This is a genomic window from Tardiphaga sp. OK246, from assembly GCF_900188215.1.
Taxonomy (GTDB): Bacteria; Pseudomonadota; Alphaproteobacteria; order Rhizobiales; family Xanthobacteraceae; genus Tardiphaga; species Tardiphaga robiniae.
Map to the genome: position 1 here is coordinate 326730 of NZ_FZOX01000005.1, position 16732 is coordinate 343461.

Below are 16732 nucleotides of genomic sequence, written 5' to 3' on the forward strand. Positions count from 1 at the left end.
TCATGACGAAGGACATTCGAGACACCAAACGCAATCATATTTCGCGCCGCCACGTGCTGGCCGCGCTCGGCACCGGCGCGAGCGTCGTCGCCATGCCGTGGATCGCACGCGCTGCCGATGACACGATCCGCATCGGCTTTCCGACACCGCTGACCGGCCCGTTCGCGGCGGAAGCCAAGGATCAGGTCAAGAGCGCAGAGCTCGCCGTCAAGCAGTTCAACGACAAGGGCGGCGTTAACGGTCGCAAGATCGAGCTGCTGGTGCGCGATGACAAGCTCAATGGCGGCGAGGCGGCAACGCGTACGCTTGAGCTCATCGAAAAAGACAAGGTCCATGCGATCGTCGGATCGCTGTCCAGCGCGGTGCAGCTCGCGGTCAATGAAGTGACGCGTGCCCGCGGCGTGCTCTATGTCTCCATCAGCCAGTCCGACACCATCAATGAGGTCAAGGACTTCAGCAAATACACCTTCCACGAAGCGCTGAATCCCACGATGACCGCAGGCGCCGTGGCGCGGCACGCGTTCAAGAAGGGCACCAAGGTTGCGCATCTCGTGGCCGACTATGCCTATGGCCATGAAATGCTGCGTGGCTTCAAGCGTGCGCAGGCCGTAATCGGCGCCGAGACCGTTGGCGAGATCATGCACCCGTTCGGTGCTGCGGATTACTCGACTTTCATGCCGCGTCTGCGCTCGATGCGTCCGGATATCCTGTGCATCAGCAATTTCGGCCGCGACCAGGCCAATTCGATCAAGCAGGCGGTGGATTTCGGCCTCAAGCAGCAGGCCAAGATCGTCGTGCCCGTGCTGCTGCATAACCAGCGGCTGGCGGTGAGCCCGGAAGTGTTCGAAGGGGTCGTTGGCGGCTCTAACTACTATTGGGGCCTTGAGAGCCAGTTGCCGAGCGCAAAGGCGTTCAACGACGCCTATCGCGCGGCCAATGGCGGCGCGATCCCGACCGACTACGGCGCCTATGGCTATACCGGCGTCTCGTCGCTGCTGCAGGCGATGCAGGTGGCTGGCGGTACCGACACCGACAAGGTGATCGCGGCGCTGGAAGGCCTGAAATACGATGTCGCCAAGGGTCCGCAATATTATCGCAAATGCGATCACCAGTCGGTCCAGTCGGTTCTCGTGCTCGAGTCCAAAAAGAAGGCCGATATGAAGGGCGACAGCGATCTGTTCAGCATCGTGGCCAATGAGCCGGCTTCGGAAAACGTGCTGCGCAGCTGCACTGAACTCGGCTTCCCGGCCTAACGAAAGCATTCGCCGTCCATGGATACAGAACTCATTCTGATGCAACTCTTCTCCGGAGTTGCCCTCGGTGCGATCCTCGTGATCACCGCGCTCGGCCTGTCGATCATTTTCGGCATGCTGGGTGTGGTGAACTTCGCGCATGGCGCGCTGTTCATGGTCGGCGCCTATGCCGGGCTGTGGGTCGCCTCATTGACCGGTAGTTTCTGGTGGGGGCTGCTCGTTGCCCCCATCATGATCGGCGTGTTCGGGATGGCAATCGAATATGTCCTGATACGTCCGCTTTACGGCCGTTCGATCGACGATCCGCTTCTGCTTACCTTCGGTCTCAGCTACGTGCTGGTGGAAGGCGTGCGGATCGTATTCGGCAGTGACGGCATTCCATTCCCGACGCCGTCATCACTGACCGGGGTGGTCGATCTCGGCGTCGGTTTCTTTCCGATCTACCGCATCTTCGTCGTCGGCGTCGTCTTCCTGGTCGTGGTGCTGCTGTGGATGGGGCTGGAGAAGACCAAATTCGGCCTGATCGTGCGCGCCGGCGCGCGCGATCCAACCATGATGAAGGTGCTCGGCGTCGATATCAGCAAGGTCTGGCTGCTGGTGTTCGGGCTCGGTGTCGGTCTCGCCTCGCTCGGCGGCGTGCTGTCCGGGCCGATGCGGTCAGTTAATCCGGAAATGGGCGCCTTGGTGCTGGCCGAAGCTTTCGTCGTGACTGTCATCGGCGGCCTCGGCTCGCTGGTCGGCTCGATCATCGCGGGTCTTCTGGTCGGCGTCGTGATCAGCATGACCGCGCTGTTCGCACCGGAAATGGCGACCATCGTGATGTTTGCGCTGATGGCCATCGTCCTTCTGATCCGGCCGCAAGGTCTGTTCGGCAAACTCGCGTAACGGAGCGGACCATGACATCCCCAGCGCTCGCCGTTTCTCCTTCCGCCGGTGCGCGAAAGCCTGCGCGCTTCAAATCGCTCGTGACCAAATATCGTGTCCCGCTGTCGATCCTCGCGCTCTGTCTGTTACCGTGGTTGCTGCCGTCCAAGGCGCTGGCGGTGAACGTCCTGATCTACGGCACGGTCGCCGTCGGTTATAATCTGCTGTTCGGCTATACTGGCCTGCTATCATTCGGCCATGCAGCCTTTGTCGGCACCGGGGCGTACGTCACCGGTATCGCCATCGGCCAGTTCGGTGTGCCCTGGTATCTCGCGGTGCTGATGGGCGTTATTGGCGGTGCGCTGCTGGCCTTCGTCATGGGCGCGCTGTCGACGCGAACGCGCGGCATCTACTTTTCGATGGTCACGCTCGCTCTCGCGCAGCTGGTCTATTACGTGGCGCTCCAGACGCCGTCCTGGACAGGTGGCGAGAACGGATTGCGCGGTTTCACCGTCAACAAGATCAATCTGTTCGGATTCGAGATCAATTTTCTCGACCCGGTCAACAAATACTATGTGCTGATGGCGTTCGCCGCCGCAGCGCTGTGGCTGGTCTCGCGCATTCTCAACTCGCCATTCGGCGCCGCCATCGAGGCGATCCGCGAGAACGAGCGTCGTGCACGGACCTGCGGCTACAATGTCGAGCGCACCAAGCTGTTGTCATTCACACTGTCAGGCACGATCTGCGCGCTCGGTGGAACCATGTCGGCACTGCATCTGGCTTTCGTGCCGCTGGATTCGCTGCACTACCTGTCCTCCGGCATGATCGTGATGATGACGCTTTTGGGCGGCGCGAGCAGCTTCTTCGGTCCGTTCATCGGCGCGCTGGTGTTCCTGGTGATGGAAGACGTGTTCTCGCTGTGGACGTCGCACTGGCAGATCATCGTCGGATCCATCTTCGTGCTGTTCGTGCTGTTTCTGCCCAAGGGCATCTGGGGCACATTTCTCACAAAGGTCATGCGATGAACGCGCCGCTTCTCGCCGTCAACGATATCGGAGTGAGGTTCGGCGGCTTCGTCGCGCTGCAAGGCGTGACGACGGAGTTCCGGCCGGGCCGCGTCACCTCCATCATCGGCCCCAACGGTGCCGGCAAGAGCACGTTCTTCAATGTGCTGTCCGGCGTGCTGACGCCGTCCAGCGGATCAATCCGCTTCAAGGGCGACGATCTCAAGGGCACGAAGCAGCACGAATTCGTGCATCGCGGCATCGCACGCTCCTATCAGATCACGAACATCTTTCCCGATCTGAGCGTCCACGAGAACGTTCGTGTCGCTGCGCAGGCCAGTCGTTCGCGCTACAATATCTGGACCAACCGCAGCAGGTTCACAGAGCTAGATTCAAGAGCTGATACCGCGCTTGAAGCCGTTGGACTGGTCGCCAAGCGCGACGAGACCGCGAAGTTTCTGGCTCACGGCCAGCAGCGTGCGTTGGAGATTGCTATTGCGCTGATCTCCAACCCTGAAGTGCTGCTGCTGGACGAGCCGACCGCGGGCATGGGTCCGGAAGAGACCAAGGAAATGGTGGCACTGCTCGAGAAGCTGGCGGCGGAGCGGACCATCCTCCTGGTTGAACACAAGATGAAGATGATCCTCGGTCTCAGCGACCGGATTCTGGTGCTGCACCATGGCCGGCTGATCGCTGATGGCACGCCGCACGACATTCAGACGGACCCCGAGGTTCGTCGCGTCTATCTGGGACAGAACGATGGCTATGCTTGAAACCAAAGACCTGAACGCCTGGTACGGCGCCAGCCATACGCTGCACGGGGTCTCGATCTCGGTGGCGCAGGGCGAAGTCGTCGCACTGGTCGGTCGCAACGGCGCCGGCAAGACCACGACGATCCGTTCGGTCATGGGGCTGATGTCGAAAACCACGGGCGGCATGACCTTCGACGGCAACGACCTGACGTTGATGCCCGCCCATGATCGTTTCAGGCTGGGGCTTGCTTATGTGCCTGAGGAGCGCCGGATCATTCCGGGCCTGACGGTGCGCGAGAACCTGCAACTGGGTCTCGTCGCCAGCCGCGGTCAGATCAACGAGAAAGACGCGATCGAGGAAATCGCGGAGAGCTTTCCACGCCTCAAGGAGCGCCTCGATCAGGAAGGCGTTACCATGTCCGGCGGCGAGCAGCAGATGCTGGCCATCGCCCGCGCCACCATCGCCAAACCCAAGATGATCCTGCTCGACGAGCCTTCCGAAGGCATCATGCCGGTGTTGGTCGAGGAGATGGGCGTGTTGTTCCGCAAGCTGCGCGATCAGGGCGTCACGCTGCTGCTGGTCGAGCAAAATGTGGAATGGGCGCTGCGTCTCGCCGATCGCGCGATCATCATGGATCAGGGCGAGGTCGTCTATGAGAGCAGCTCCGCGGCATTGCTGGCCGATAAGGAAATTCAGGAACGTTATTGCGCGGTTTGACGCGTATGCCCGCAGACAGGTGATCTCATGCAGATGAAAGACAGCCAGACCGTTCCGGCCTCGCGCGACAAGGTCTGGGCCGCGCTCAACGATCCGGACGTGTTGAAGCAATGCATTCCCGGCTGCCAGGTGCTGGACATGACGTCACCGACCGAGATGACGGCGACAGTCGTGATCAAGGTCGGGCCGGTGAAGGCGACATTCGGCGGCAAGGTGACGCTGAGCGATCTCGATCCGCCGAACGGCTACAGGATCACCGGTGAGGGCTCCGGCGGCGTTGCGGGCTTCGCCAAAGGCGGCGCGGCGATCAGGCTTGAGGCCGCGGGCGACGACGAAACGATCCTGCACTATGAGGTCGATTCCCAGATCGGCGGCAAGCTGGCGCAGCTCGGTGGGCGACTGATCGACTCCACCGCCAAGAAACTGGCCGGCGAGTTCTTCACCAAATTCGGCGCGGTCGTTTCCGCAAGCTGAGCGCAGTGGCTGTGACCTATTGCACGACGAACTGGCTGCGCGCCTCGCGCACCCTTGCCACGATGTAGCGGCGGACTTCTCGGACCCGGCTGGTGTCGTGCGTGTCGGGATGCGAGACGAGCCAATAGCTTCGGGTGAAGCGGCTGGCCGGCAGGATGCGCTTCAGCTCGGGATAAAGCTGCGCGGCATAATCGTGCAGGATGCCGACGCCGTGACCGGCGCGAACCGCTTCAAGCTGGCCGACCACGCTGCCGCATTCGAAGCGGCGGGTGATCAGTTCGCTGAAGGTCGACGCATAGTCCAGCGCGCGGCTGTAGATGATATCGTAGATGTAAGTGATCAGCAGGTGGTCGGCGAGATCGCCGGGCTCGCGGATCGGTGTCGACCGAGCGAGATAATCCTCCGACGCGTAGACGCTCAGCGTATAGTCGGTGAGCTTGGTGCAGATCAGCTTGCCCTCATCCGGGCGCTCCAGTGTCACCACGATATCGGCCTCACGCTTGGCGAGCGAGAAGGTGCGCGGCAGCGCTACGAGCTGAACGATAAGATCCGGATTGGCTGCGGCAAAGCTGCCGAGCTTGTCGGCCAGAAAATAATTGCCGAGTCCGTCCGGCGCGCCGATCCGCACCGTGCCTGCCACCTTGTCGGCGGCCGATGTCAGCTGCGATCCCACCTTGAGCAGTTCGGATTCGGCGCGCTCGGCCGCTGCGAGCAGCGCAACCCCCGATGGCGTCAGTGACGAGCCCGTCGTCTGCCGGTTCAGCAGCTTTGTCTTCAGGTCTTTTTCGAGGGCGGTGAGCTGGCGCGCCACCGTTGCATGGTTGAGTTTCAGCCGCTTGGCGGCACCCAGAATCTGGCCGGTACGGGCGACTTCCAGGAAAATCCGAACTTTGTCCCAATCCATCGCCGGACTCTATTTGCTGCACATCGAAGCCGCAATACTTCGCGTTGTCCGGGCCGGGGAAGCGGCGCAAGACCGCCGGAGCATCAAAGGAGAGTTCGATGGCTTCGGAAATCAAGCACTATATCGGCGGACAGCAGGTGGCAGGTCGCAGCGGCCGGACGTCGCCGGTTTTCAACCCGGCCACCGGCGAGCAGACGGCTCAGGTGGGTCTTGCCAGCACGTCCGAAGTGGGCGCCGCTGTTGCTGCCGCAAGCGCGGCTGCCGAAAGCTGGGCCGATACGCCATCGCTGCGTCGTGCCCGTATTCTCAATAAATTCCTGCGCATCTGTGAAGACCGCATCGACGATCTCGCGGCGGTGATCACCTCGGAGCACGGCAAGACCCTGTCGGACGCCAAGGGCGAAATCCAGCGTGGCCTCGAAGTCGTCGAATTCGCCGTCGGTGCGCCGCAGTTGCTGAAGGGCGAAGTCAGCGAGAATGTTGGCACGCGTGTCGACAGCTACGGCGTACGTCAGGCGCTTGGTGTGGTCGCGGGCATCACGCCGTTCAACTTTCCGGTCATGGTGCCGATGTGGATGTTCCCGGTGGCACTGGCCTGCGGCAACACCTTCGTACTCAAGCCCTCCGAGCGTGACCCGTCGGCATCGCTTCTGATTGCCGAATGGCTGGCCGAAGCAGGTCTGCCGGCCGGCGTGTTCAACGTCGTGCATGGCGACAAGGAAGCCGTCGATGCGCTGCTGCATCATCCCGATGTTGCAGCGATCAGCTTCGTCGGATCGACACCGATTGCCCGCTACATCTATTCGACCGCGACCAGCACCGGCAAGCGTTGCCAGGCACTCGGTGGCGCCAAGAACCACATGGTCGTGATGCCCGACGCCGACATCGACCAGGCGGTCGATGCGCTGATGGGAGCGGCCTATGGCTCGGCCGGTGAACGCTGCATGGCGATCTCGGTCGCCGTGCCGGTCGGCGAGAAGACGGCGGATGCCCTGATCTCCAGGCTTGAGCCAAAGATCCGTGCACTGAAAGTCGGTTCAGGCTTCAACGCGGAATCCGAAATGGGTCCGCTGGTGACTCAGCAGCATCTCGACAAGGTGCGTGGCTATGTGGATTCCGGCGTCGAGCAGGGCGCGAAGCTGGTTGTCGATGGCCGGGACTTCCGGTCCAATGAAGGCGGCTACTTCATCGGTGGTTCGCTATTCGATCACGTGACGCCCGACATGAAGATCTACAAGGAAGAGATCTTCGGGCCGGTGCTCGCGGTGGTGCGTACGCCGGACTATGCGACGGCAGCGCGCATGATCAACGACAACGAATACGGCAACGGCACCGCGATCTTCACGCAGAATGGCGACGTCGCGCGTGAATTCGCGCATCGCATCCGCGTCGGCATGGTCGGCATCAATGTGCCGATCCCGGTACCCGTGGCGTTCCATTCCTTCGGTGGATGGAAGGCCTCGCTGTTCGGCGATCACTCGATGCATGGACCGGAAGGCGTTCGCTTCTATACCCGCCTCAAGACCGTCACCAGCCGCTGGCCAACGAGCATTGCGCAAGGTCCGGAATTCGTGATGCCGACAATGAAGTAAGGTCGGAGCGTGGAGCGCGCGACTAACGCGTGCTCCACGCTCCTGCCGGTCTATTCCACGCCCTTAGGCCGCGGCCGTCACACGCCAGATGACGTCGCCCACATCGTCGGCCACCAGCAAGGCGCCGTCCGGGGTGAGGGTAACGCCGACAGGGCGTCCATAGGACACTTTTTCGTCCGGCGCGAGGAAGCCCGACAGAATATCCCACGGCGGTCCGGACGGCTTGCCGTTCACGAACGGGATGAAGACGACCTTGTAGCCGCTGAGCGTGCTGCGATTCCATGATCCGTGCTGGCCGATGACCATGCCGTCAGGGAAGCCCGGCAGCGTGCCGGCCGGCAACCAGCACAGTCCGAGCGAGGCGGTATGCCCGCCCAGTGCATAGTCGGGGGTGATCGCGGTGGCGACCAGCGCCGGATCCTGCGGCACGCGGTCGTCCACCGTCTTGCCCCAGTAGCAATAGGGCCAGCCATAGAAGCCGCCGTCGCGCACCGAGGTCAGGTAATCCGGCGGCGTCTCGTCGCCGAGGCCGTCGCGCTCATTGACCACGGTCCATAGCGCGCCTGTCGTCGGTTCCCATGCGAGGCCGACGGGGTTGCGCAAGCCGGCGCCGAAGATGCGGCTCTTGCCACTGGCGATATCTAGTTCATAGACAGCCGCGCGGCCTGCTTCGACTTCCATGCCGCTCTCGGCGATATTGCTCAGCGAGCCGACGCCGATATACAGCTTGCTGCCATCCGGGCTCGGCAGGATGCTTCGCGTCCAGTGGCCGCCCGACTTGAAATTGGTCAGTTTCTTGCCCGGCGCGGTGATACTGTCTGCGCCCGCCACATAAGGGAAGGCCACCACGCCATCGACATTGCCGACATAGAATGTGTTGTTCAGCAGCGCCATGCCGAACGGCTGGTTCAGCCCCTCCATGAAGGTCTGGCTGGTCTCGGCGACGCCGTCGCCGTCCCGGTCGCGCAGCAGCGTGATGCGGTTGGCGCTGATGCCGAGCGCGGCGGCCCGCCGCATCGTCGCCTGCATCGCATAGCCGAACATGTTACGCACCGGGCCTGCGACCTGCGTCGCCTCCGCGATGAGGACGTCACCGTTGGGCAAAACATTGATCCAGCGCGGATGTTTTAGGCCGGAGGCAAAGGCATTGACCTTGAGCCCGGGCGCGACCTCGGGCTTCTGTCCCGCGGCCCATCCCTGGGCAGTCGGCATCTTCAATGTGGGGATGGCGCCTTGCGGCTTCGCCTCTGGCACCACCGGCGCGCTGCCCCAGGCGGGCGCGTGTGTATTGCCCTGCAGGCGGCGCCACTGCAGCGCCGCGCCGCCGATGACCGCCACGACGCGCGCAAAAACTCCAGACAAACTCATGTCATTCCCCCATGTATGTGCCGCGCACACTATCCGACACGCGCGCGCGTTAAAACCGCCGCGTGACGGCATATAGGGCATGTGAGCCCATCGCTATTGGGGGATCGGTGCCATCGATATTGGGAAGATCAGCGCTGCTATGGTGTCGCGATAGCCTGGTTGATGCAGGCGGCTAGTTCGTCGACTTCAAACGGCTTGTTGAGGACGCAGGGCGTGTTGCCCAGCCGCTGACGCACCTTTTGCTCGGAATTGGCCGTGATGAAAATGACCGGCGTCTGGTTCTTGTCCGAGCGCATGCGCTCATAGAGGTCGATGCCGGTGAGGCCCGGCATTTCGACGTCGGTCACCACGCATGACGTAGCGAGCACCGACGGCGATGTCAGAAACGCTTCGGCGGATTCGAAGCTGAGGACGACAAAGCCCAGCGATCGCAGCAGGCTTTCAAGCGCGCGGCGAACCGACGAGGAATCGTCGATGATGGCAATGGCATGTTCAGAGTTCAACGCAATCTCCACACGGCGGCTTTGACAGCGACCCCAGTGTTGAGCCGTTTCGCCTAGGATATTGTCAAATAACGCCGTGTAGTGAAATCATACTGAGGTTTATCGGGAGGTACCCGGGGCTGGTTTCATGCCGATGGCCTCGGCCATGCGCACCAGAGAGGCGAAGGATTTCGCATCCATCTTCTTCATCATCTTGCCGCGGTGGATCTTAACCGTAATTTCGCTGAGGTTCAGCTTTGCGGCGATCTGTTTGTTCAGCAGCCCAGCGGTGGCAAATTCCATCACCTCGCGTTCCCGCGCACTCAAAGTGCCGAAACGCTCCTTGATATCGGCCAGTCCATCGCGCTCTTGCCGCGCCTTGCGGTCGCGCTCCACCGCGCCGGCGACGGCATCGAGCATTTCCTGATCGCGAAACGGCTTGGCGAGAAAATCGACGGCTCCGGCCTTCATGGCGCGCACCGTCATCGGCACATCGGCATGGCCGGTCATGAAGACGATGGGTGTATTGCCGCCGAGATCGGCCAGGCGCTTCTGGAAATCAAGGCCGCTGACGATCGGCAGCCGAATATCGAGGACAAGGCAGCTGGCCCTGGTGAGAATGTCGCTCTCGAGAAGCTCGACCGCCGAGGAGGCGAAGCTGACTTCATATCCGACCGAGCGCAGCAGACTGCCAACCGCAGTGCGGATGGCGGCTTCGTCGTCCACGACGACGACCAAAGGTGCTTCTGCGTCGTTAGGCAATGTTGCCGGGTCCTTCTGCGGTCGCTGTCGGTATCATGAAATGAAAGGTGGTTCCACCACTCTCGTTTCGTTCCGCCCAGATGCGTCCGTGATGCGACTCGATGATGGATCGGGAGATCGAGAGGCCGATGCCCATTCCCTCGGCCTTTGTCGTGAAGAACGGCGCGAACAGGCGTTGCATATGGTCGTCCGGGATGCCTGATCCTGAATCGCGCACCGAGACGAGAATTCCCCGCGTCGCGTCGAATGCCGACCGCACCTTCAGCTCCTTCGTCGCACTCGCCTTCATGGCGTGGACGGCGTTGTTGACGAGATTCATCAGTACCTGCTGAAGCTGTACTTCGTCGGCGGCGATGGTGGGCAGATCGGGTGTCAGGTCGAGGACTGCTGAAATCTGGTGCTGTGCCAGATCGCGCTGAACCATCGCCAGTACCTGCGTGACGATGGCGTTGACGTCGACCGGGCCACGCGCCAACTCGCCCTTCACGGCGAGCGACCTCAGCCGGTGAATGATGTCGCCGGCCCTGCGCCCCTCCTGCACGACTTCCTTAAGACAGGCCGTGGTCTCGCCGAGATCGGGCCGCTCCCGCAACAGCCAGCGCAAGGCGGCCTCCGCATTGGTCACCACGGCGGCAAGTGGTTGGTTGACCTCATGGCCGATCGATGCCGTCAGGGCACCCAATGTCGCGATGCGCGACACGCGGGTGAGCTCTGCGATGCTCTGCTGGAGTGCTTGCTCGGCTGCGATCTTGGCGGTGACATCGAGCGAATTGATCAGGACGGAGCGAGATCGATCGGTGGGGAAGGTTGCCGTGACGATGGTGGTACGCAACTCGCCATTGACGGCACGGATCGCCGCTTCAATCGTGAATGAGCTTTCTCCGGCAAGAAATGCGAGCAGGATTTCGCGAAAGGCGACCAAAGTCTCTGGCTCGAGTGCCGCATCCCAGGACTGCTGAACGTTCTTCTGGTCGAGATCGCCGATCAATTGCTTTGCGGCGTCATTCGCGTCGAGGGTCCGCACCAGAAACAGGCAATGTTTGAGGAAGCCCTCATTGGCGATGAAATAATCGCGCAACCGGGGAATGCCTTGTTGCAGGATCGGCGCGCAGGCATTGGCCGCTTCCGTGAAATCCTGCTCCCAGATGGCAACACTCGTGCCCTGAAAGATGTTGCGATAGCGCTCTTCGCTCTGCCGAAGCCTTGCATCCGATATCCTGATCTGGACGCAGAGCACGGCGGCGATGGCAATGGCGAGCGCGCTGACGGCGCCGCGCAGCATTGCTCCCTCATTGGGGTCGTTCGCGTGGCCGATCAGATAACCGAGGATTGTCAGGCCGATGCAACCGAGGGCGATCAGGATGATGCCCATGACATTGGTGAAACGGAGCGCCATCAGCAGCACGACGATATAAAGCGCCGCGACAGCGATCTCGAATGTGCTGAAGGCGTCGAACGCGAAAATACCTGCAGCAAGGATAGCTGTCGCAATGGCCATGGGCAGCTGTGAGGGGCGGTGCACCCGATCAGAATTGGTCATTTGAGCCGCAAAATAGGAAGCAGGGCGTGCGTCCTGCAGGGAATGGTGAAGTCGTCTGAAGTCGGTGGCGTCTCGCCCGGGATAAACCTTGGTATAGGGCGGGATTACCTTTGTTTCTTGAATCTCTATCCTCGTAGAATGGTTAGCGCGGCCGGAATCTCTCATCCTTGGATCGTCGAAGTCATCGCGATGTCGATGTCATTCACCATCCAAAGGAGACCGATATGCTGCTCGATTCACAGTCCCAGAATTCTGACTCGTTTGCCGGTGTATTGTCTGACGCAAGTTCTACGACGGTCGCCCAGCTCCTGCTAGATGCACGGCAGGCGATTGGATCGGATGTTGGTGCGGCTCTTCGCTGCATCAAGCAGGCTGCATCGCTGCTCGAGGCGCCCTCCCAACCGTCGCCCGTCAGCCCCGCGAGGGGCGGTCTCGCACGCTGGCAGGCGGAGCGGATCAAGCGCCACATTGATTCAAATCTGGATGAGGCGATCCAAGTATCGGATCTCGCGAGTCTCGCTCGCCTGAGTTGCGGTTACTTCTCAAATGCGTTCAAGACCACCTTTGGCCAGTCTCCCCATGCCTATATCGTCTCCCGCCGTCTGACGCGTGCGATGGAGCTGATGACATCCAGCAGCAAGTCACTCTGCGAGATCGCGATCGATTGTGGCTTCTCCGATCAGGCCCACATGTGCCGCCAGTTTCGCCGCGCGACAGGGGCCAGCCCCAACGCCTGGCGCCGCGACAACATGATGATGTCCGCGCTCGCAACACAGCAGTGATGCTCCTCGAGGAGTATCCAGAAACGGGCCACGGACGCTTGCATGATCGTTCCCGCCTTTGACGAATAGTTCGCATCGACGCTCCACCCGAAGATATCTCGCTACCTCAACCATGATGAAAGGATCGCTCAAATGTCTGCGCGCGACACGATGATGAAATCGGCCCGGCGGTGGCTCCTGGTGCCCGCGTCCGTGGCTTTCGTGATGTTGACCTCCATGGCGGAGAGCTCGGCGGCGTCCGACAAGGCCTATCGCTGGATCGGAGATCCCCGGCTCTCCACCGACATCAGCGCAGCCCGTCGTGTACAGCAGCGACGTGTCCATGCTCCCGCCCGCGTGACGGTTCCTTCCGTTGCTCCGCCGGTGCGGCCGATGGATTCCTATGCGAGTGCGCCGACCAGCTATGGCTACGGCATCGGCGACAACTCCCGCAATCAGACGTGGTGAAGCGAGGCGTCCAGCCAGGCCCGGTCGATCCTCGCAGCATAGTGGTCCGTGCAGCCCGGGTTGCAGAAATGCCCCGTGGTCCCGCGGCCCCGAATGGATAGGTTCCTCCTCGAACATGGTTCAGCGACATTTCCGGGCCTTCCGACGAGCCTGAGACATCGCTGCATCGATGCAAGAGGAAGAAGAATGACGATGTCGTCACAGGTTAAAGTCGCTGCGGTCCATGCTGCGCCGGTATTTCTCGATCGCGCGGCCACCACGGCGAAGGCGATTTCGATCATTCGCGAGGCTGCTGCCGCAGGCGCGCAGCTGATCGCATTTCCTGAAACTTATATCCCGGCGTTTCCGGTCTGGGCGGCATTATGGGCGCCGATCGAGAATCACGATCTGTTCGTGACGATGGCCGAACAGTCGGTCTCGATTGCAGGTTCGGAAATGGCCGCCCTGCGCAACGAGGCGCGGGCGCTTGGCGTGACCGTCTCGATGGGCATCAGCGAGAGCTCGCCGGTCAGCGTCGGCCTGATCTGGAACAGTAATATTCTGATCGGGCCCGACGGCAGCATTCTCAATCATCACCGCAAGCTGGTGCCGACCTTCTATGAGAAGCTGGTCTGGGCTGCCGGCGATGGCGCGGGCCTCCGTGTCGCCGATACGCCCGTGGGCCGTGTCGGCAATCTCATCTGCGGTGAGAACACCAATCCGCTGGCCCGCTATACACTGATGGCGCAGGCCGAGCAGATCCACATTTCGAGCTGGCCGCCAATGTGGCCAACGCGCCGCCCGAGCAGCGGTGGTAATTTCAACAATGTCGCCGCCAATCGCATTCGCGCCAGCGCGCATTCGTTCGAGGCCAAGGCCTTCGGCATCGTCACCGCCGGCTATATGGACAAGGCGATGCGCGACTTCCTGATCGCGCGGGATCCCGATGTGGCCGATGTGATCGATCGCACGCAGCGCGCCGCCAGCTTCTTCGTCGACCCGACCGGCGAAGTGCTCGGCGACATGCTGCAGGACGAGGAGGGCATCGCCTATGCCGAATTCGACCTGCGCCGCTGCATCGAGCCGAAGCAGTTTCACGACGTGGTCGGTTACTACAATCGTTTCGATGTGTTCGATCTGACCATCAATCGCAAGCGCCTGGTGCCGGCAACCTTCGTCGACAAGATCGACGACGAAGAGGTCGCGTTTGAGCCGGCCGAACGCGCGGTCTAGCGCTTCGACTGGTTCAGAACCGCATGCGGCATCATGACATGGATGCCCTTGTCGAGATTGACCAGCTGGGTGACGCGGACATCGGCGGCGAGACTGCAGAGCATATAGGCATCGTCGGGCGTCAGCGTCGTGCGTGCGACGATCATGCTGACCATCCGGCGGAGCGCGATACGCGCGGCTTCGTCGAGATCGGGATCGAAGGCCATCGAGATGAGGTGATCCTTCGTCTCGGCATAGGGCGCCTCAAGCTGCGCATTCTTGACAAGGTCGATCTTGAATGTGCCAGTGAGGCCGGTCTCCACGGCGGTGACGCAGACTTCGCCGTCGCCTTGCACGGCGTGACCGTCACCGCAGGAGAACAGGCCGCCCTCGGTCCAGACAGGAAGATAGAGAACGCAGCCTGCGCCGAGCTCCTTGTTGTCGATATTGCCGCCGAAATGCGAGGGCATGGTCGTGCTGACCCGGCCAACCGCGGGTTTCGGCGCGGTGCCCATCACGCCGAAGAATGGTCGCGCCTTTAGCGTGATGCCCCATGGCGTCTTCACCACGCCATTGGCCCGATCAAGTCCGATATGGACGCGGCGGAAATAGTCGAAGTCGTCGGGCAGCGTGCCCATGCCGGGCTTGAAGAGCGTATAGCCCCAGTCATCCGCGAGCTGGACATCAAGGATCTCGACACGCAATGCGTCACCCCGTTGGGCGCCGCGCACGGCGACAGGCCCGGTGAGGATATGGGGCCCGAGTTCTGGCGTGACGGCATCCAGGATGGCGACAAGTTCGGGGCGGATGGTCATGCCCGCTTCTGTCGGGAGGTTCTCGCGTGTGCCGCTGACGCTTGTGATCGTGACCGTCTCGCCGGGATCGATGGCGGCGATCGGCTTCAGCGTGGCGTCGAAATAACCCCAATGAACGGTCGTCGGGCTCGGAAGCAATGTCTGCGTCATGGAATGTCCTGTGTTCAGCCGCCGGCGGCGAAACTGTCGCTGCGCACGGCCCAGCCGGTGACGCGCGCCTCGATCAGCGAGAACACAATATACAAACCGACGCCCAATGCAGCCAGAATGAACAGGCCGGCGAACACCAGCGGCACATCGAAGCTGGACGACGCGATCATCATCAGATTGCCGATGCCGCGATTGGAGGCCACGGTCTCCGAAATCACCGTGCCGACGAAAGCCAGCGTCGCAGCCACCTTCAGGGAGGCGAAGAAGTACGGCATGGTGCGCGGCAGCCCCACATTCCACAGAATTTCCAGTTTGGTCGCGCGCAGCGTCTTCATGACATCCTGCAATTCGGGCTCTGTGGCCGCAAGGCCGGTGGCGACGTTCACGACGATCGGAAAGATGCACATGATCATCGCGGTGAGGATCGCCGGCACGGTGCCCGCGCCGAACCACAGCACGAAGATCGGCACCACCGCGACTTTCGGGATCGACGAGAATCCCACCAGCATCGGATAGGCGACGTCATAGGCCAGCTTCGACGAGCCGATCAGCATGCCCAGCAGAATGCCGATCGCGATGCCGAAGCCGAACCCAACCATAGTTGTGTACAGCGTCTGCAGCGCATGCGGCCAGATCGCGGGGAAGCGCGTCCAGAGCGTCGCAAGCACCTGGCTCGGCCGCGGCAGCACGATGTCCGAGACATGGAACATCAGGCACAACAATTCCCACAGTACGAAGAAGCCGATGATGCAGGCGGTGGACATGACCTGGCGGCGGACGCGTTCGCTCATGACACGATCTCCCGAACGGCGCGAGCCGCGACGATGCGCTGGCGCAGGCGCTGGGTCAGCGTGACGAAATCCGGCTCGAACGACACGTCGATGGTGCGCGGCCGCGCGAACGGCACCGTGCTGTCATCGACGATGCGACCGGGCCGCGCCTGCATCACGCAGATGCGCGACGCCAGATAGGCGGCTTCCTTGAGGTCGTGAGTCACCAGCAGCACCGTCGGGCGCTTCTCGATCCAGAGATTTTGCATGATCTCCCACAATTCCTCGCGCGTGAACTGATCGAGCGCGCCGAACGGCTCGTCCAGCAGCAGCAGCGTGGGATCGTGGATCAGCGCGCGGCACAGCGAGGCACGCTGCTGCATGCCGCCGGACAGCTGCCAGGGAAATTTGTCACCGAAACCGCCGAGGCCGACCTGTGTCAGAGAGGCCTCGACGCGGTCGCGATATTCGGTCTTGCGCTTGGCGCTGAAGCGTTCCTTGAACGGCGGCACGATCTTCAGTGGCAGCATGACATTGTCGCGGATATTCAGCCACGGCAGCAGCGTGGGGTTCTGGAACGCCATGCCGATGCGCGCCGCACCCGCGCCGATTTCGCGGCCGGCAACGAACACGTTGCCCTGGGTTGCATTCAGCGTGCCGGCCACCAGTTTCAGAATCGTCGACTTACCGCAGCCGGACGGACCGACCAGGGCGACGAATTCGCCCTTGTCTATGCGTAGCGACGTCTCGGCCAGCGCGGTCACGGCGTTCTTCGCCGTGCCGAAGGTGACGCGCACCTTTTCGAGCTCGATCACATTGTCCACAGCGCGGGGCTTTGGGTGGGCGAGCGGTGCGTTCATCGGG

18 protein-coding genes are annotated in these 16732 nt (G+C 61.9%); 10 read left to right on the forward strand and 8 right to left on the reverse strand.

Annotated elements, in window-relative coordinates; all coding sequences use genetic code 11:
- Nucleotides 1-2: 2 nt before the first annotated feature.
- The 6 genes from CHC01_RS22965 to CHC01_RS22990 are packed head-to-tail and all read left to right on the forward strand — an operon-like array spanning nucleotide 3 to nucleotide 5065.
- On the forward strand, nucleotides 3-1253 hold the full coding sequence (locus CHC01_RS22965) for an ABC transporter substrate-binding protein (protein WP_089266640.1): 1251 nt from the start codon (nucleotides 3-5) through the stop codon (nucleotides 1251-1253).
- 18 nt (nucleotides 1254-1271) lie between these two features.
- On the forward strand, nucleotides 1272-2138 hold the full coding sequence (locus CHC01_RS22970) for a branched-chain amino acid ABC transporter permease (protein ID WP_089266642.1): 867 nt from the start codon (nucleotides 1272-1274) through the stop codon (nucleotides 2136-2138).
- Between the two features lie 11 nt (nucleotides 2139-2149).
- Nucleotides 2150-3142 (forward strand): branched-chain amino acid ABC transporter permease, encoded by a 993-nt coding sequence (locus CHC01_RS22975; RefSeq protein ID WP_089266644.1) that lies wholly within the window; start codon nucleotides 2150-2152, stop codon nucleotides 3140-3142.
- The gene (locus CHC01_RS22980; RefSeq protein ID WP_089266645.1) at nucleotides 3139-3894 is read left to right on the forward strand and encodes an ABC transporter ATP-binding protein; all 756 of its coding nucleotides are present in this window, start codon (nucleotides 3139-3141) and stop codon (nucleotides 3892-3894) included. Before CHC01_RS22975 ends, CHC01_RS22980 begins: the two co-directional genes overlap by 4 nt.
- Complete coding sequence (locus CHC01_RS22985; protein WP_089266647.1) at nucleotides 3887-4591, forward strand: ABC transporter ATP-binding protein; 705 nt, start codon at nucleotides 3887-3889, stop codon at nucleotides 4589-4591. The genes CHC01_RS22980 and CHC01_RS22985 overlap by 8 nt, the downstream gene beginning before the upstream one ends.
- 27 nt (nucleotides 4592-4618) lie before the next feature.
- Nucleotides 4619-5065: an SRPBCC family protein gene (locus CHC01_RS22990; RefSeq protein ID WP_089266649.1), complete on the forward strand. Its 447-nt coding sequence runs from the start codon at nucleotides 4619-4621 to the stop codon at nucleotides 5063-5065.
- 16 nt (nucleotides 5066-5081) lie between these two features.
- On the opposite strand, the gene CHC01_RS22995 is transcribed toward CHC01_RS22990, so the two are convergent.
- Nucleotides 5082-5969: a LysR family transcriptional regulator gene (locus CHC01_RS22995; protein ID WP_089266651.1), complete on the reverse strand. Its 888-nt coding sequence runs from the start codon at nucleotides 5967-5969 to the stop codon at nucleotides 5082-5084.
- 98 nt (nucleotides 5970-6067) lie between these two features.
- Here CHC01_RS22995 and CHC01_RS23000 point away from each other — a divergent pair, with 98 nt between their 5' ends.
- Complete coding sequence (locus CHC01_RS23000) at nucleotides 6068-7561, forward strand: CoA-acylating methylmalonate-semialdehyde dehydrogenase (protein WP_089266653.1); 1494 nt, start codon at nucleotides 6068-6070, stop codon at nucleotides 7559-7561.
- A 63-nt stretch (nucleotides 7562-7624) separates the two neighbouring features.
- On the opposite strand, the gene CHC01_RS23005 is transcribed toward CHC01_RS23000, so the two are convergent.
- From CHC01_RS23005 to CHC01_RS23020, 4 genes are all read right to left on the reverse strand, one after another.
- On the reverse strand, nucleotides 7625-8929 hold the full coding sequence (locus CHC01_RS23005) for a PQQ-dependent sugar dehydrogenase (RefSeq protein WP_089266654.1): 1305 nt from the start codon (nucleotides 8927-8929) through the stop codon (nucleotides 7625-7627).
- Nucleotides 8930-9066: 137 nt separating this feature from the next.
- On the reverse strand, nucleotides 9067-9432 hold the full coding sequence (locus CHC01_RS23010) for a response regulator transcription factor (RefSeq protein WP_176454687.1): 366 nt from the start codon (nucleotides 9430-9432) through the stop codon (nucleotides 9067-9069).
- A gap of 99 nt (nucleotides 9433-9531) precedes the next feature.
- Nucleotides 9532-10173 carry a response regulator transcription factor gene (locus CHC01_RS23015; protein WP_089266657.1) on the reverse strand — a complete coding sequence of 214 codons (642 nt, stop codon included), beginning with the start codon at nucleotides 10171-10173 and terminating at the stop codon, nucleotides 9532-9534.
- Complete coding sequence (locus CHC01_RS23020) at nucleotides 10166-11671, reverse strand: sensor histidine kinase (RefSeq protein WP_176454688.1); 1506 nt, start codon at nucleotides 11669-11671, stop codon at nucleotides 10166-10168. Before CHC01_RS23020 ends, CHC01_RS23015 begins: the two co-directional genes overlap by 8 nt.
- Nucleotides 11672-11937: 266 nt before the next feature.
- Here CHC01_RS23020 and CHC01_RS23025 point away from each other — a divergent pair, with 266 nt between their 5' ends.
- The 3 genes from CHC01_RS23025 to CHC01_RS23035 all read left to right on the forward strand — a co-directional run bounded on the left by CHC01_RS23025 (nucleotide 11938) and on the right by CHC01_RS23035 (nucleotide 14154).
- A complete protein-coding gene (locus CHC01_RS23025; RefSeq protein ID WP_141137153.1) occupies nucleotides 11938-12495 on the forward strand; it encodes a helix-turn-helix domain-containing protein in 558 nt (185 codons plus the stop codon).
- Between the two features lie 132 nt (nucleotides 12496-12627).
- On the forward strand, nucleotides 12628-12942 hold the full coding sequence (locus CHC01_RS23030; protein ID WP_089266663.1) for a hypothetical protein: 315 nt from the start codon (nucleotides 12628-12630) through the stop codon (nucleotides 12940-12942).
- Nucleotides 12943-13134: 192 nt separating this feature from the next.
- On the forward strand, nucleotides 13135-14154 hold the full coding sequence (locus CHC01_RS23035; protein ID WP_089266914.1) for a carbon-nitrogen hydrolase family protein: 1020 nt from the start codon (nucleotides 13135-13137) through the stop codon (nucleotides 14152-14154).
- On the opposite strand, the gene CHC01_RS23040 is transcribed toward CHC01_RS23035, so the two are convergent.
- Genes CHC01_RS23040 through CHC01_RS23050 form a run of 3 tightly spaced genes read right to left on the reverse strand, consistent with a single transcriptional unit; the run spans nucleotide 14151 to nucleotide 16728 of the window.
- Complete coding sequence (locus CHC01_RS23040) at nucleotides 14151-15098, reverse strand: acetamidase/formamidase family protein (RefSeq protein ID WP_089266665.1); 948 nt, start codon at nucleotides 15096-15098, stop codon at nucleotides 14151-14153. The two genes, CHC01_RS23035 and CHC01_RS23040, sit on opposite strands and share 4 nt — an antisense overlap.
- Nucleotides 15099-15112: 14 nt before the next feature.
- Nucleotides 15113-15889 (reverse strand): ABC transporter permease, encoded by a 777-nt coding sequence (locus tag CHC01_RS23045; RefSeq protein ID WP_068737726.1) that lies wholly within the window; start codon nucleotides 15887-15889, stop codon nucleotides 15113-15115.
- Complete coding sequence (locus CHC01_RS23050; RefSeq protein WP_089266666.1) at nucleotides 15886-16728, reverse strand: ABC transporter ATP-binding protein; 843 nt, start codon at nucleotides 16726-16728, stop codon at nucleotides 15886-15888. Before CHC01_RS23050 ends, CHC01_RS23045 begins: the two co-directional genes overlap by 4 nt.
- Nucleotides 16729-16732 lie beyond the last annotated feature (4 nt).

Bases quoted from the DNA above. Each gene is read 5' to 3' on its own strand.
- CHC01_RS22970 (WP_089266642.1), top strand. From the start codon at position 1,272: ATGGATACAGAACTCATTCTGATGCAACTCTTCTCCGGAGTTGCCCTC.
- CHC01_RS23030 (WP_089266663.1), top strand. From the start codon at position 12,628: ATGTCTGCGCGCGACACGATGATGAAATCGGCCCGGCGGTGGCTCCTG.
- CHC01_RS22965 (WP_089266640.1), top strand. From the start codon at position 3: ATGACGAAGGACATTCGAGACACCAAACGCAATCATATTTCGCGCCGC.
- CHC01_RS23005 (WP_089266654.1), bottom strand. From the start codon at position 8,929: ATGAGTTTGTCTGGAGTTTTTGCGCGCGTCGTGGCGGTCATCGGCGGC.
- CHC01_RS23035 (WP_089266914.1), top strand. From the start codon at position 13,135: ATGTCGTCACAGGTTAAAGTCGCTGCGGTCCATGCTGCGCCGGTATTT.
- CHC01_RS22985 (WP_089266647.1), top strand. From the start codon at position 3,887: ATGCTTGAAACCAAAGACCTGAACGCCTGGTACGGCGCCAGCCATACG.
- CHC01_RS22980 (WP_089266645.1), top strand. From the start codon at position 3,139: ATGAACGCGCCGCTTCTCGCCGTCAACGATATCGGAGTGAGGTTCGGC.
- CHC01_RS23045 (WP_068737726.1), bottom strand. From the start codon at position 15,889: ATGAGCGAACGCGTCCGCCGCCAGGTCATGTCCACCGCCTGCATCATC.
- CHC01_RS22995 (WP_089266651.1), bottom strand. From the start codon at position 5,969: ATGGATTGGGACAAAGTTCGGATTTTCCTGGAAGTCGCCCGTACCGGC.
- CHC01_RS22975 (WP_089266644.1), top strand. From the start codon at position 2,150: ATGACATCCCCAGCGCTCGCCGTTTCTCCTTCCGCCGGTGCGCGAAAG.
- CHC01_RS23020 (WP_176454688.1), bottom strand. From the start codon at position 11,671: ATGGCCATTGCGACAGCTATCCTTGCTGCAGGTATTTTCGCGTTCGAC.
- CHC01_RS23000 (WP_089266653.1), top strand. From the start codon at position 6,068: ATGGCTTCGGAAATCAAGCACTATATCGGCGGACAGCAGGTGGCAGGT.
- CHC01_RS23025 (WP_141137153.1), top strand. From the start codon at position 11,938: ATGCTGCTCGATTCACAGTCCCAGAATTCTGACTCGTTTGCCGGTGTA.
- CHC01_RS23040 (WP_089266665.1), bottom strand. From the start codon at position 15,098: ATGACGCAGACATTGCTTCCGAGCCCGACGACCGTTCATTGGGGTTAT.
- CHC01_RS22990 (WP_089266649.1), top strand. From the start codon at position 4,619: ATGCAGATGAAAGACAGCCAGACCGTTCCGGCCTCGCGCGACAAGGTC.
- CHC01_RS23050 (WP_089266666.1), bottom strand. From the start codon at position 16,728: ATGAACGCACCGCTCGCCCACCCAAAGCCCCGCGCTGTGGACAATGTG.